This window comes from Scytonema sp. HK-05, from assembly GCF_963872035.1.
GTDB lineage: Bacteria > Cyanobacteriota > Cyanobacteriia > Cyanobacteriales > Nostocaceae > Kalymmatonema.
The window spans coordinates 1-12,326 of sequence record NZ_CAWMYC010000157.1; the positions used below are offsets into that span (position 1 = coordinate 1).

The following is a 12,326-nucleotide window of genomic DNA, read 5'->3' on the forward strand; positions in this document are numbered from 1 at the left end:
AACTAAAACCTGTTAACAGCTTTTGAGGAGCTGCAAGATATCTGAGATAGACCAGCGAGAAGCGATTGCCATGCCCTTCTGTGTCAAGAAGGAAAATCGCATACCGACTTTTCCCCCAGAACTAAAACCTGTTAACAGCTTTTGAGGAGCTGCAAGATATCTGAGATAGACCAGTGGGAGGCGATCGCATACCTCACCGAATACACCTTAGACGAAGGAACGCCCCGAGCTCTAGTGACAAAGCCATTAGCGCTTTTAGCTATTGGGTTTTTCTCTTCATATTTATATGCCCAGTACCAGTGGGATGGTTCCTCTGGTTCCCGATGCCCTTCTACTCTGGGGAAGGTGGCAATGGTTCCATCCTTAAGCTTTTTATTTTTGGTGTAGTGTTCCAGCCAGCCAGAAGCGGAGCGCTTTTTGCTCAGTTCTGGGGGAATTGGACTTTGGATTTTAGATTTCAGTTCTGGGGGAATTGGACTTTGGATTTTAGATTTTGGTTCTGGGGAATTGGGCATCCACCTGCACACGCCGCAGCCGTCAGCCAGGTTTAGCAAGGGCTGCTCACAGGTAGGGCAACAAACTTTGGAGGTAGAGGACGCGGCGAATTGCGATCGCTGCTTGGAGGGGACAGACTGAACGGGCGTAGAGGTCGTTTGCTTCCCTTCGCTTTGGTGTGTGGTGACGCATTCCGGGGTAAAAGGGAGCTGTATTGATATTGCTTGCCCACCAGCCATCAATATTTCTTCCACCCACCCAGGCGGGAATCCCATCATCCACCCCGGTACTGCTGGGTGCAGCTTGTCTCCCTTGGCAATAAATTTCCGCAATGACTGTTCCAATCTGGTCGCCCCAGCGGGTCGGCACTTCCCGGAACCTTTGGCATAAGTGGTCGGGGTAGGCAATGATGAAAAGCCTTTTTCTTTCGTGCGGCGCTCCGAGTTCCTCTGCTGATATGATTTGTGGATCGTCCCAACAATATCCGACCATTCGGAGTCCTCCAAGAATTGCTCGAAGTCCTCGACTGATAACCCCTGGAGGATTTTCGATGATGACGAAGCTGGGCTTGCTGTCGGCGATGCACCGCAGGGCTTCAAACCACAAGCTTGACTCTGGGTGGTTGAGTCCGGTTCGCAGTCCGGCGTTACTTGTCCCGACACAAGGAAATCCGCAGGTAACAAGTTCAAATTCTCCAGTTCTGGGGGAAAAGTCCCTGATGTCGCTGTGGATGGGGATTCCTGGGAAATGCGAGCGCAGGACGGCTTGGGCGTCGGGGTCAAGTTCGACGAATTGCTTGGTGGTGATGTCTCCAGAGGCGATTCTGATTCCTTGCTCAAATCCTCCGATTCCTGCAAAGAGGCTGAGGTGTCTCTTGGCTTGGGGCATAGTTCCAGGCAATCGTTGCTGAGTGTGACTGTGTGCGGCTCATAGTTCTGGGACTCGTTGAACAAAACCTCCGTTGAGAAACCGTTAACGGCTGCGACTATCCCCACATTGCTATTCAGGTAAGTTTTGCGCTTTGTCAGTTCTGCGCTAATTTTTACCCGAATGCGATCGCCTACCTTCCACAGTGGCGGAAATGCGCTGCCGTCCTCCCAGGCTGGATCTACTCCGCCGTCCCAATCGCGTTTGTGCTTATGCTTGGGCTTGGTGTACTGCTCAACATCAAACAGCCGGACTTCGTCAGCTTTAGTCAATCTGACTCACCCCCTAAATACTTGCTTCTCATTGCCATCCATTGCTCATGAGTTATCGCTTCAATTTCACGCTTTCTTAAAAGCACTTCGCGGTTATCGTTTTCTGTGCGAGTACAGCTTCCCGGCATCGCTATCTTTTCAGATAAAGCTTTGATGTTGACAAACTTTCGCGCTTGTGTTACTCGCCAGTCCTCACGGGAAAATTTGTCTAATTTGGCGCAGATGCTAGCCGTAAAGCGTTGGTCGTAGTTGGGGTTGCCTCGAATCATTTCGCCAGCTTGGCACTGGGGATTTTGACAAACCACGGATTTATCCTGGTGGTGGTCGTAATCTGGAATGACTAGCCTAATCAGGTGAAGTTGGACTTTCCCCGTGTCTTGGCAGCAGAAGCATTTCCACGTTGGGTGCCAAAGCTCCTTTTCTGCCTCTGGTTTTTCTAGTTCTGGGCGAATGGGTTCGCGGGGCAATTGTGGGAAGTTCATAAACATACCCCCTCAAAAGCATTAACCGCAAAAGCCCAGTCATAAAAAGCTTGACGCACCTCTCGCTCCGCTTCGTTTTCGTGTACCCACTCATAACCGCGTTCAAAAGCTTCCCAAATCCATTCATGAAAGCGCGGGTCATTGCGCCAATCGTGTCCGGTTGCGGCTTTCTTCTTTGCTTGGCGACCCGAAGGGGAATTTAAAAATTTCTGCCACCAATTGTTCAAGTCTTCCGGTTTATGAAGAAACCTTTCTAAGCTGACAATTTCCTCCCCTGGCTCCCCATTTCTAGCGGTTATCTTTCTCCAAGAGTCCCTGACAAATTTTTCAAAGTTCTCTCTCTCCGCTTCTGAGAGAGAGTTTGAAAAGTCTGAATAGATTTGATTGTTTTGAGGAGCACTGGAATCTTGATTTGGTAAGGGTTCTGGGGTTTGTGGAGGGCTTAAATAAGCGCTATCGGGGCTTAAATAAGCGCTATCGGAGCTTAAATAAGCGCTATCGGGGCTTAAATAAGCGCTATCGGGGCTTAAATAAGCGGAACCCTTATCAGTGCTAGATTTGCGGCTGTTTTTTTGTGATTTGGACTTTGATAAATGTTCTGCTTCAGCTTTAGCTCTAGCTGCTGTCAAGTTATGCCCCTGCACTGTTACAGTTCGATATTCGTAAAGCCCTAGTTTGCGAAGTTTTCTTAAATCCTTTTCAACAGTATCTGGCGAACTTCCTACAGCCACAGCTATTTCAGCAATTGTTGGTAAATCATGATATTTCACTTCGCCGCCTGAAGTGTAGTCTGCAAACGGGTCAACAAGCATCAGGTAAAGCCAAAGACGGCACTGGCTACCAGTTAATTTATTGGAAATAACCACAGCGGCATCTTGCTTGGAAATCATGAAATACCCTTGCAATGCAGATTCCTCAAATTCTTGTGGACGGCGGATGGTGCGTGTTTTCGTTGTCATAACTACTGCATCTCCTCAAAAGTCATGGTCATCCCAACGAGCGAGCTGGTGCTTGAGCCAAAGCCAGTTTTGCGCTCGTCAGAACGCCCAAGCTCTATACACGTTTTGACCCATTCGTCATGCCGCAAAGGGTAGAATTTTCCTACAATTTTTTCTGTCATAATTTCACTCACTATTTTGATGTCCCCCAACAACAGTTGGGGTTTTTCTTGTACACTAATGTTTATAAGTGTTTATCAACCTATTAGCTGTAGACGACTAGCTTAGTAGTGTGATTGAAAAATTATACAACTACTAGATGACTTTCGGAGACAAATGTTTATGCAGGTTCACCAGCTTTTCAAGCAGGCTCAAGACAGGAATGGAATTCGGGGAAAGGAACTGGCAAAGCTGGCTGGAATCAGTGCCAATCATTTATCTGAATTTCGGTCGGGCAAAGCGTGGGTTAGTCCAGAAGTTTTCATGGCACTGCTGGAGGCAATGGACACCTTAGCCCCTGGTTCCAGGCTCTACTTCTGCCAGTTACTAGCGCAAGAACCCATGGAAAAAGTCAATATAAAGCCAAACCTGGTAGAACTGATTGAACTTGCCGATGATGAAGAGATAGAAGCGGCGATGATAGCCATTGGGCGAAAGTGGAGGCGATCGCGCCTGAGTCGTAGACCCACTGAGGATATTGACAATGCGATCGCAGTGTGATTGCTAGTTGTTCCTCAGTATCAGGGTTGAGTAAATGGTTCGGGAAATATCTTCTGAGATAGACAATGTGCGCCAACTGTTGAGCGGCTTATCTGTTGAGGAGAAGGAAGCAATTCGGAGCAGAGCAACTGCGCTCGCGCTTCGCGTGCCGGAGGCAATCGCTTCCAGTAGAGTCTAAGGCAAAGGTTATCGGTCTTGCGGAGTCAGGATTAACCTTGGTCACAGGCTCACTTGTCAGTCTCAATTCTGACGTTGCAATCATACTGAACACTTCAGTATTTGACCCCGAAACTGTGTTTCAGGCGCTTGCAGATTTCTGTCGCTCTTAACGGGATAACAATTCACCCTAAAGTAGTTAACAGGTTTTTGGTTCTGGGGGAAAACAGGCGATGCTCCTCTCGAGCCGCCCAAAGGGCGATCGCAATCCACGACCGCGCTGCCCTAGATATTGGGTAGGGTTGCTGTCATGAAGTGCCAACTAGTCTAAAACTATTGCTGTGTATAGTTTTCAGTCCGTCAAATCTCAAACTCTTGGTAAAAATCTTCATTACAGAAATCAGGTGTGATAAAGCCTGGAACAGGAGCGTGAACAAAACGTTTTTACAGTCAACGTTTCAACCTTTACCCGGTTTTCTGTTCGTCTGCTACTCGCTACCCCAGATCGTCTCCAGTGGCTGGGGCGGACTCGAACACCGCCTTGCGGCTTTCAGCGGGCACGCCGGGATCGGCACAAGAGACTTCCCGTTTGCATCGTGGATGGTTGCAGACCCGCTCTCGTCGGCGCTAAATGCTTGCTTGCCTCATGTTCGAGTCCTTTATTTAAAGCTATTGCGTTGCTGTCAGTCAATACTTACATTTCCGATTTCTCAATTGCTTTGAGGATCTCGGATTTGTAGTTGGCATCATCGGAAGCCCAATTTTGAATACGATAGTCGCCTAGCTTTTCATCGAAGTAGAATAATGAGCGCACGGGATAGTCGTTACCGACTTGCTCGAAGATGTCAATAATTTGATGAATATATATATGATATAGTGCTTTGTGACGCTCCTTGTCTGAACTGATACAAATACCATCTAGACAATTACTGTCGTCAAACGAAGGCACAAAGATATAGCTGTGAACGAATTGGTGACAGAAAAAAAGTAAGTCTTTAGTGACCGATTGCGGCGCGTTCACGTCGTATAACTCATCTATATCACCCCAGTTTCTTCTGGTAACCAACTTGCCTTTACATACATAGAAACGTACTGTGATAGACTGATTTGCAACTGAATCCGATAATTTTTTCGCTTCGATAAGTTTACGAATCGAATAGAAGCCAAGCATTACCGATTGTTCAAGACGTGCAAACGAATTCTCAGTCCAGCGTTTTTGGATTGTTTTACTTCGCAGACTCTTAGCTTGCTTTAAGAGATCATTTTTCCAGAATCTCGACTCATAAATCATAAATGTACGGCTAACTTGAATAAGTAACTTTTTTCACTGTGACATCAATTTAGTGAAATCTGGAGACTTGCCGCACGCCTTGTTAAAAAATCACACAAGTTAACACAATGACTCCCCGTGTCCACCACCCACAGCCCATCCGGTTGACGATAATAGTCCTTAATTCGCCCAGTGGATTTCGCCTCCGCCAATTGTGCCAAGTCCTCATCACTTGGTTGGGGATAATTCGGTAATGGTTTCCCCCAATTCTCTGGTTTTCTGCCGTTCTTGCACGCGGCGACAAAGACTGCTTCTGGGGATTCAACTCGCTTCCACGTACGCAATGCTTCTTTGAGGTAGGCTAGAGCCCCTGGTACGTTTCGCCAGAACTTGTTCACAACTGCCATCATCTCTTGACTGAGCCGAAAGGCTGGTGTACACGGTATTTGACGCAGTTGGTTGCAGACATCTTGAGGAAGGGGAGTTTTTCTGCCCAACCCTCTAAGGTGAGGTAAAACCAGCGCTTTCCATCGTCTAGAACGCGCGGCAAGCGAGCGCACTTTCTTGCCACTGCCCTTTGGGCAATCACTCCGAGCGTTCTGTGGGATTTAAGTTGTTAACAGGTTTTTAGTTCTGGGGGAAAGTGGGCGATTGGGCGCAAGCGAGCGTGCCAGAATGCGATCGCCCGAGCGCAGCTCCCTTCAAAAGCATCATTTAACTTGTGAGAAATGCGGGTTAGTACAGATATATGATTACCAAATCACATCAACAGGGTACTGAGTAATCTGACTGTCTACAGTTACAATTGGCGTTTTTTCCACTTGGCTCTGAGCAATAATTATCCTGTCGAAAGGGTCACGATGTAAATCTGGTAAATTTGTTACTTGTAAAGCGTGAACCATTTGAATCGGTAGCCCCTCAAATCGATTCATTGTCAACCGACTTGGAATATAGGTTTCTGGTGGTTCAGGTAACTTTAGTTTTCCTAGACGTACCTTAATAACGATTTCCCACGCACTCGCAGCACTTAAGAACAATACATTGCCTGGGTCAGCAATTATACCGCGAGCCGTGGATGAAAGTTGGGAATCATCTGTAACCCACCAAATGAATGCATGGGTATCAAGTAATACTTTCATTCTGGATGTCTAGGGGGCTAAGAAAATCGTTTAAAACATCCTCCGGTAGGGGTTCGTCAAAGTCGGGGGCAATGACTACCTTACCACGGTCCAATCCTGGAATTCGGGGTAATGGTTGGTTAGTTAGGGGGACAATGCGAGCAACGGGAGTACCAGCTTGAGAAAGAATAACTTCTTCTCCCGCCAAAACTCGACGGAGCAATTCTCCAAAGTCAGTCAAGTTAGCAGGAAGTTCTGCGTTATACATTGATAGTCACTCCGAATTTAAGTTAATTCGCGATTGGGCGATCGCGCTCATGCTACCTCTTTTTTTCCTTCTTTTTGCACAACCTCAAATAGTTCCCCCAGATCACACCCAAAAAAGTCGCATAATACAGCCAAAGTGTCAGCGTCATACCTCTTGGCAGTGTTTTCGCAAAGCCCCCTAATCGCTGCACTGGTTAAACCTGTTTCTTGCGCTAAAGCCGATCTGGTCATTTCTTGAGCGTCTAACAGGTCTTGTAAGCGGCACCGTATTTTAACTTTTGAGTTTTGCACAGCCCGTCTTTCATCTCTTTTGGTGAACTTGGGAGGAACGGGAGATTTCATAACTGTTAACGCTGCTGTCATAATATCTTTCCGTTCCTATTGTCGATCACTATTCTAAACATATTATTGGTTAATCGTGCAATCATGTTGACGATTAATCGATTAATTAATATTGTATTTATATAGCAAAAGGCGATCGCGCTACTTTGGCGAGAGAGCGATCGCCTTGTAAACCCCCATATCGGGAGACAAGTAAATGATGACACAAATGCAAGCGCTCTTCTTTGACGAGCAAGCAATCGCTCAGTTCAAGTTGGAACAGTACGTGCAAGGGCAAGCTCTAGCAGTGGCACCGAAAGATGGTGCAAATTATTCCTTGCAATCCATGACTCAAGGTTTTTTGTCCAGTGCTGACAACCCAAATACACCCATCCCCAATCAAACTAACTCTCAAGCATCCCCAGAAAGAGAACCTATCAGACATACACTGATTGGTTCTCCCAAAGCCGTAAACAGCACAATTCGCGTTCTGCACCAACTCAGATACGCCGAAATTAGTGATTGGAGTCCCCTCGTGCCAACTGGCAACACAGGCGAGGTAATGAGCATTTTGATACGTTCGATTTTGGTGCAATAGTCCGTCATCACTTTGCCGCACTCAACAATTTACGCCCCCAACTTACTGGGGGCTATTTGCTTGCGTTACCGCTCTTATCCCCCAGAACTGCTCCAAGTGCGATCGCCTATACTGAGGCATAAAATCACGTATGCGTTCTGCTTGTTAATTTCCCCTAGAACTGAAGGGGGAAAGCAGGCGATTTTACCAAAGAACTTGTTAACAGGTTTTTAGTTCTGGGGGAAAGTGGGCGATCGCCTGTGTGTTGGCATAAAATCACGTATACGTAATTTCTGCTTGCTAATTTCCCCCAGAACTCAAGAGATTTGGCATCTCGTGTCAGCAACTCTTGCTTTGGGACTAGACGCTCAAATGAACTACTAAGCAGCCAGACTAACTCTCTCATTAATTTGAGATAATCGCTCAAGCCACAGTTCTTTATAAAATGTCATCTGTTGTGGAGTGAAAAGGAATTCATTACAGGAACCATCGCTGATTAGATAAATTAAAGCTGCTTGTTCAACCGGAAACAGTGTTTCAATTGGAATGTAATAAGCTGCCAATTGAAGAATTTTGTCCTCAATCCAATTCAGAGAAAGTTTAGGCTTTAGAGATGTTTTCAAGTCACTAAGAGTTAAACTATCTCGATAGAAACCTAGCTGATCAAACTTTCCAAAGTATTGATACTTGAAGCTCACAATGAACTGCTCTGAAAAAAGACAAGTTCCGAAATTAGGTAATAAGCTGTTGAGAGCCTGGAAGTAGGATTCATAAGATTTGCTAATTGATTTAGCTTCTCCCTCAGTCAAGTAAGAGTGAAGATAAGAATGAACAGCATTTCCAGCACCAATCGCTTCATCTCGAATACGTTTAGCTTCTTTATTGCCAACTCTAGCTTCCCATTTGCGAAGAGCCTCCCTAGATCTATCATCTTGCGTCAGTTTAAGAACATTGCTAACGCTATAGAAGACATTCTGCTTACTTAGTTCTGCACTTTGAGGCACGTAACAAGACTCACCAGCAAACTTCGCTCTAGTGAGAATGGGTAAGTTGTTATCGCTAGAATTCAGAGGATGAAGTGTACCATCGAAACTACGACGGTAGAACGCTGCTTCTGGTAGCATTTTTTTTTCAGTCATAGACATTACACCCAGTATCTATCTAAATGTCATTCGCTTTCTTAATTTGTTGTGCTTGTGCTTCTAAGCCCTTTAAAGATTGCATTAATTTTTTTCGTTTATTAGGGTCAGTTTCTATACGAATTGATTGGCGACAATCATGCATTTTTTTATGTTGTAAATTAGGAAGCTTTAACTCACCTTCTTTAACAATGACTCCAGTTATTTCACGCGGTTTGTTGCCAACATAATGCTTTTCCTTTTCCCTGTTATCGTGTAGTCCACAACGATGAAACTGCTTCTTAACTTGCCAAATCAACCCACCTGGTATCTGTGTACCCGAAATCGTGACATCATCCATGTAGACAGTTAGAGTGCAACTTGCACCCTCTACGATTTCATTGATTGCCTCCCACATATCTATATGGGCAAAGTAGGAAAGTATAGGACTTAATGGACTTCCAGTCGGCAGATGATTTTTGAAAGTCGAGAGTTTTGTTAGGATGCCAGCAACATCTGAAGAACATTTCATCTGCTCACGGAAGAACCAAGAAACACGCGTCGATGGTGTAGAAGGGAAATATTTTTTGATATCAAGACTCCTGACTACAGCCGCATTTACATGAGCTTTAGCATTACTGATATAGGAACGTCCCTTTGCTGGAGCATATATGTAATCCGGAATCTTGATTCGCTTCAAAAGCTCTTCAATCCGCTTCTGAACTCGCTTTAAGGGGAGCTTTGGCTCTTCCACCTGACGGGACTTTTTTTTCTTTGGATCAGATATGTCTCGCTCTATGTACAAATCCTCTGAAAGGGTAAGCATTTCGAGCTTGTTTTGACTTATCTGCAATAGCTTTGCAAGTTTTTTTTTAGATTTCAAGCAGTAAAAGGGTGACTGGTCTAATTGATACTCTTTATATCTACTCCTCAGCATAAGAATGACCAGACCTTTCAGCAATGAAATTGAGGATTGCAAGAATCTTAGAGGATACAAATGTCCTCAGCTTTTCTGTTTTCACATCTTTGTTCAAGCTTTCCGAGAAAAACATAATCGAGGATACAGGTATATCAAAAAACTCTGAATAACGATTGAGCAAGTCAAGTGTTGGAGTCTTTTTACCCGACTCAATTTCTGAAAGATACGACTTGGATATTCCTAGTTTTTCCGCTAACTCTTTTTGCGATAAGTCATGGAACACCCTCATCAACCTTAGAGCTTCATTCAGCATATCTCACCTCTTTTAGCTAGAAGGTTTTTTAAAGGGTTGTATAGAAGGGTTAGCAGTCTAGTTCTGCAAAAAATCGATCAGCCATTTCAACATTCTGAAAATAACCGGACCAATTTGAAATAGCAGACGGAGCGTTTCAGGTTTGCAGAGCCATTTTAGCCACTGCTTATACTTACGCTTTTTCGACTGCTTCTGCCGTTTGTCGGGGTTTTGGTTGTTCATAAGAACTCCTAGACTGTGGGTTTGGTTGCACTCATTCACAAGAGTGCGAATGAGGGTTGCCTCAAACAAACCAGGAGACGGCAGTTTAAACTCTCCCTATACCAAACGCAGCAAGTTGCCTGGGCTGCGCTAGTGTGCTTGGTGATGCCGTAGTGAGACTTTCAGTGGTAGTTGTCTCAGACTTGACTTGCATTGATCCTTGCACTGATTGTGCGATCGCTGAAGTATTTCTGAGGTATTTTCACTGATACTCAGTCACTGCAAACACGGTAGAAGTTGGTTTCCCATCTTCCTCAGACCACAAAAGTGATCCAGTGAATGGCAAGTATCTCCTTTCAACCCGACTGAACCCAATATAGCATGGTTTTACGAATTTAGTTCGCTATCAGCGAACTTTTTTTTCTGCGGTTAACTGAGGGGTTACAGTTGCACATCACAGTCACGGGGGCAGCCTCCGGCAGGCGTTGCCCTAAGCCCTAAGCCCGACGTGCTTTTGCAGCCACAGGGAAAAGAAAAACTGCTGCGGCGACGCGGCGGTTACTCCTGTGGCGCTTGCCCGTCGCCCACGCCTGCCTGCGGCTACTCAAAGCTTGGTCATTCGTCATTCGTCATTCGTCATTAGTCAGCAGTGGTTGGCTGTCGCCCAAGGGCAGTGGTTCCCAGGTCGTCCGCCCTCTCTGCGTTCCGGTGGCTGGGGGGTTGCCTTGTGGCGTGCAGCTGCGGTTTTGTTGCCATCGCGGGTTAGGTTTCCTCCGCAGCTGGTGGGAACGTTTCACTCGCTCCCTGTCGTTGTCCCCGCGTCCCGCGTTCGCTGGTTCTTTGCCTCCGGGCTTCCGTCGTTCTGCTTTCCACTCTTTTATTATGCCACGTTTACATGGTTATGTCAAGAAGATGCCGCGTAAACATGGCATAACTTCAGGAGTTAGATTTTTTCTCCGGTTGGTTCTGGGGGATTTTTGAGAAATGCGATCGCAGCTTGTTCAAGCCATTGTGTTTTAGTCATTCCCGACGCTTCAACCGCTGCCTCAATCTCAGCTTCTAAAGAGAGCGTCGGACGAAATGCCATTGGCTTGTGCGATCGCGGTTCTTTCCCAGGCTTGACAGTAAAGCTGGTGGCGTTCTTTTTGGCTGGGTTTCTTATTCCAGGGTTTCCAGTTTTTCCCTCAACTGCTGCCATAATCCCGTGTTTACAAATATGAAGATTTGGTAATTATCCCGTGTATACGTGGCAGTTGCCTTGTAAACATGGCATAATATTAGTGTAACAAAAAACCCGGCTACCAACCGGGCAACTATTAAAAAACAATTGATTTCATTATGACAATTCAAGCACCATCAGCGGCAAATCAGCTAGCACTAACTCTTGAGCAGTTCATCGGTAAAGCCGAAGCATTTCTACAAAACCACTACGTCGTAGGCAGCGACAGTGCAGACATCCAAACAATCTTAAAGGCGATTGCAGACTTGCGGTTGGATATCGACACCGAACGGCTAGAGCAAGAGTTTGAGTTAACCCAAGAAAAACAAGACTTAATGGGCGACTACTACGACTCTCAGCCTGGTTCTAAAAAAGCGACCTGGGGAACGTCGTTAAACTTCCCCAAGCCACATCATTTACCAATTGGATTCTAACTATGCAACTATCCGAATATCCAACCGCAATCGCAAAACTCCAAGCCGAAGTGTTTGATTTTGACCTGGTGATTGAGCAGACCCACGCCACGGTAAAGCAGATTGAAGCTGAGGTTGACGGTACAATTGCCTTTGATGCAGCGCTCCGCAACGACGCGCAGCGCAAAGCCAAACGGCAGCAGCTTTTGGACGAACACCCCAACTACTGGGAACAGCAGGAAATTTTGAGCCAGTACCGCAGCAAGCGTGAGCAAGCCTTTATTCAACTTTGCCTAAAGCGCAATGAGTTTTCAGTGTTGAAGTTGGAGAAACGCGAGAGCATCGCCCGATTAGAGTTGCAGGCTAACCAGTAAACCGCAGTTGCCCCGGCGCAAGCTGGGGCTGGAGGAACCACAGATGATGACCCCACAACAAGCGGCGGAATACAAGGAAGCCTGCCGCAGGATTCAGAAGCTCTACAGCTACGACTACATCAACGAGGAACTAGAGGCTTTGATGCTGTCGCCGCAGTGGTCAGCAATTCACGACCAGTTGACCAAAGAGGAGCGGCGGGAAGTTCGCGGCTACATCAACTACATC

20 protein-coding genes are annotated in these 12,326 nt (G+C 46.1%); 6 read left to right on the forward strand and 14 right to left on the reverse strand.

The features are described from left to right. Positions 1–131 precede the first annotated feature (131 nt). From AACT52_RS36165 to AACT52_RS36185, 5 genes are all read right to left on the reverse strand, one after another. Positions 132–515, reverse strand: a complete 384-nt coding sequence (locus tag AACT52_RS36165) for a hypothetical protein (protein ID WP_083630741.1) — start codon at positions 513–515, stop codon at positions 132–134. 46 nt (positions 516–561) lie between these two features. After that, a complete protein-coding gene (locus AACT52_RS36170; RefSeq protein ID WP_073635238.1) occupies positions 562–1,383 on the reverse strand; it encodes a DNA cytosine methyltransferase in 822 nt (273 codons plus the stop codon). A 307-nt stretch (positions 1,384–1,690) separates the two neighbouring features. Next, positions 1,691–2,176: a hypothetical protein gene (locus tag AACT52_RS36175; RefSeq protein WP_083630742.1), complete on the reverse strand. Its 486-nt coding sequence runs from the start codon at positions 2,174–2,176 to the stop codon at positions 1,691–1,693. Further along, positions 2,173–3,135 (reverse strand): hypothetical protein, encoded by a 963-nt coding sequence (locus AACT52_RS36180; protein WP_096549632.1) that lies wholly within the window; start codon positions 3,133–3,135, stop codon positions 2,173–2,175. Before AACT52_RS36180 ends, AACT52_RS36175 begins: the two co-directional genes overlap by 4 nt. A gap of 2 nt (positions 3,136–3,137) precedes the next feature. After that, positions 3,138–3,296, reverse strand: a complete 159-nt coding sequence (locus AACT52_RS36185) for a hypothetical protein (protein WP_158054928.1) — start codon at positions 3,294–3,296, stop codon at positions 3,138–3,140. 160 nt (positions 3,297–3,456) lie between these two features. Here AACT52_RS36185 and AACT52_RS36190 point away from each other — a divergent pair, with 160 nt between their 5' ends. After that, positions 3,457–3,834 carry a helix-turn-helix domain-containing protein gene (locus AACT52_RS36190; protein WP_073635286.1) on the forward strand — a complete coding sequence of 126 codons (378 nt, stop codon included), beginning with the start codon at positions 3,457–3,459 and terminating at the stop codon, positions 3,832–3,834. 850 nt (positions 3,835–4,684) lie between these two features. Here AACT52_RS36190 and AACT52_RS36195 read toward each other — a convergent pair. From AACT52_RS36195 to AACT52_RS36215, 5 genes are all read right to left on the reverse strand, one after another. Then, positions 4,685–5,281: a hypothetical protein gene (locus AACT52_RS36195; RefSeq protein WP_073635240.1), complete on the reverse strand. Its 597-nt coding sequence runs from the start codon at positions 5,279–5,281 to the stop codon at positions 4,685–4,687. A gap of 44 nt (positions 5,282–5,325) precedes the next feature. After that, entirely contained in the window at positions 5,326–5,820 is a 495-nt protein-coding gene (locus AACT52_RS36200) for a hypothetical protein (protein WP_096549633.1), read from the reverse strand. A gap of 192 nt (positions 5,821–6,012) precedes the next feature. Further along, complete coding sequence (locus AACT52_RS36205; RefSeq protein ID WP_073635242.1) at positions 6,013–6,399, reverse strand: type II toxin-antitoxin system VapC family toxin; 387 nt, start codon at positions 6,397–6,399, stop codon at positions 6,013–6,015. Beyond that, positions 6,383–6,646: a type II toxin-antitoxin system Phd/YefM family antitoxin gene (locus tag AACT52_RS36210; RefSeq protein ID WP_073635243.1), complete on the reverse strand. Its 264-nt coding sequence runs from the start codon at positions 6,644–6,646 to the stop codon at positions 6,383–6,385. Before AACT52_RS36210 ends, AACT52_RS36205 begins: the two co-directional genes overlap by 17 nt. A 47-nt stretch (positions 6,647–6,693) precedes the next feature. Next, positions 6,694–7,008 carry a helix-turn-helix domain-containing protein gene (locus AACT52_RS36215; protein ID WP_073635244.1) on the reverse strand — a complete coding sequence of 105 codons (315 nt, stop codon included), beginning with the start codon at positions 7,006–7,008 and terminating at the stop codon, positions 6,694–6,696. 175 nt (positions 7,009–7,183) lie between these two features. Between AACT52_RS36215 and AACT52_RS36220 the strand changes: the two genes are divergently transcribed. Continuing rightward, complete coding sequence (locus tag AACT52_RS36220) at positions 7,184–7,564, forward strand: hypothetical protein (protein WP_337251777.1); 381 nt, start codon at positions 7,184–7,186, stop codon at positions 7,562–7,564. A gap of 359 nt (positions 7,565–7,923) precedes the next feature. On the opposite strand, the gene AACT52_RS36225 is transcribed toward AACT52_RS36220, so the two are convergent. Genes AACT52_RS36225 through AACT52_RS36235 form a run of 3 tightly spaced genes read right to left on the reverse strand, consistent with a single transcriptional unit; the run spans position 7,924 to position 9,893 of the window. Beyond that, complete coding sequence (locus tag AACT52_RS36225; protein ID WP_073635288.1) at positions 7,924–8,682, reverse strand: hypothetical protein; 759 nt, start codon at positions 8,680–8,682, stop codon at positions 7,924–7,926. 22 nt (positions 8,683–8,704) lie between these two features. Then, a complete protein-coding gene (locus AACT52_RS36230; protein WP_233154160.1) occupies positions 8,705–9,544 on the reverse strand; it encodes a reverse transcriptase family protein in 840 nt (279 codons plus the stop codon). A 40-nt stretch (positions 9,545–9,584) separates the two neighbouring features. Next, positions 9,585–9,893 carry a helix-turn-helix transcriptional regulator gene (locus AACT52_RS36235; protein WP_073635246.1) on the reverse strand — a complete coding sequence of 103 codons (309 nt, stop codon included), beginning with the start codon at positions 9,891–9,893 and terminating at the stop codon, positions 9,585–9,587. 767 nt (positions 9,894–10,660) lie between these two features. On the opposite strand from AACT52_RS36235, the gene AACT52_RS36245 reads away from it, so the two are divergent. Then, positions 10,661–11,017: a hypothetical protein gene (locus AACT52_RS36245; protein ID WP_143172957.1), complete on the forward strand. Its 357-nt coding sequence runs from the start codon at positions 10,661–10,663 to the stop codon at positions 11,015–11,017. Positions 11,018–11,037: 20 nt separating this feature from the next. Here the strand turns inward: AACT52_RS36245 and AACT52_RS36250 are convergent, their stop codons facing one another. Beyond that, positions 11,038–11,292 (reverse strand): hypothetical protein, encoded by a 255-nt coding sequence (locus AACT52_RS36250; protein ID WP_073635247.1) that lies wholly within the window; start codon positions 11,290–11,292, stop codon positions 11,038–11,040. A 140-nt stretch (positions 11,293–11,432) separates the two neighbouring features. On the opposite strand from AACT52_RS36250, the gene AACT52_RS36255 reads away from it, so the two are divergent. The 3 genes from AACT52_RS36255 to AACT52_RS41640 form a co-directional block, all read left to right on the forward strand. After that, on the forward strand, positions 11,433–11,747 hold the full coding sequence (locus AACT52_RS36255) for a hypothetical protein (RefSeq protein ID WP_073635248.1): 315 nt from the start codon (positions 11,433–11,435) through the stop codon (positions 11,745–11,747). A gap of 2 nt (positions 11,748–11,749) precedes the next feature. Next, entirely contained in the window at positions 11,750–12,100 is a 351-nt protein-coding gene (locus tag AACT52_RS36260; protein WP_073635249.1) for a hypothetical protein, read from the forward strand. 43 nt (positions 12,101–12,143) lie between these two features. Next, on the forward strand, positions 12,144–12,326 hold a 183-nt coding region (locus AACT52_RS41640; RefSeq protein WP_198941060.1), incomplete at its 3' end, for a hypothetical protein.